This window comes from Vibrio sp. 1580 (assembly GCF_033340055.1).
This window is the reverse complement of record NZ_JAWOVT010000308.1, coordinates 1-688: the sequence shown is the minus strand read 5'-3', so window position 1 is coordinate 688 and position 688 is coordinate 1. Positions and strand designations below refer to the sequence as shown.

The window sequence follows — 688 nt, the reverse complement described above, 5'->3', positions numbered from 1 at the left end:
CAAAGATGTCTTCTAGTGTCACAAGGCCAAGCACGGTGCCGTATTCGTCGACCACAAGTGCCAGTTGTAGGCGGTGCGTCATCATTTGATCGAATACTTTTGGTAGCGCTGTATTGTTCAGAACCACTTGGATTGGACGCATGACCGCACCGAGTTGTTTCTGACCACTGCCTGATTGCTGCATCTTAAACAGTTCTAGACGATGCACAAAGCCGATGATGTTGTCTTTCTGCTCGCTGTATACCAGCGGACGTGAGAACGGTGTGTCTTTGTGTTTGTCCAGAAACTCATTAATGGTCATCGTTGCGTCAACGCGGAAGACAACAGGGCGAGGGGTCATAACTTGTGTGACAGGCACATCTTGAATCCCTAGCAGGTTGCTTAAGATTTTAGATTCGCCTTCTGCAAATTCACCACTTTCGCGTGCCAAAATCGCCATCGCAGAAAGTTCATCACGCATTTTTGGTGCTTCGTGGTTACGAGCCAAACGCTTGGTGATTTGCTCTGAAAACCATACAAATGGCGTTAGCGCCCACACCATCCAACGTAGCGATACCGCCGCTGCTGGTGCAAGCTGACGCCAGTACGTTGCACCGATGGTCTTCGGTACGATTTCAGAGAGAACCAAGATCGCCAGTGTGAGCACAGCAGAGAGGATGCCAAGTGCTTCGCTGCCGAATACGACGGC

1 protein-coding gene is annotated in these 688 nt (G+C 50.3%); it reads right to left on the bottom strand.

Features of this window, described 5'->3' with window-relative positions; all coding sequences use genetic code 11:
• Positions 1–688 (bottom strand): CNNM domain-containing protein (locus tag R7093_RS25695; protein WP_318147083.1); only part of this gene is annotated, 688 nt, incomplete at both ends.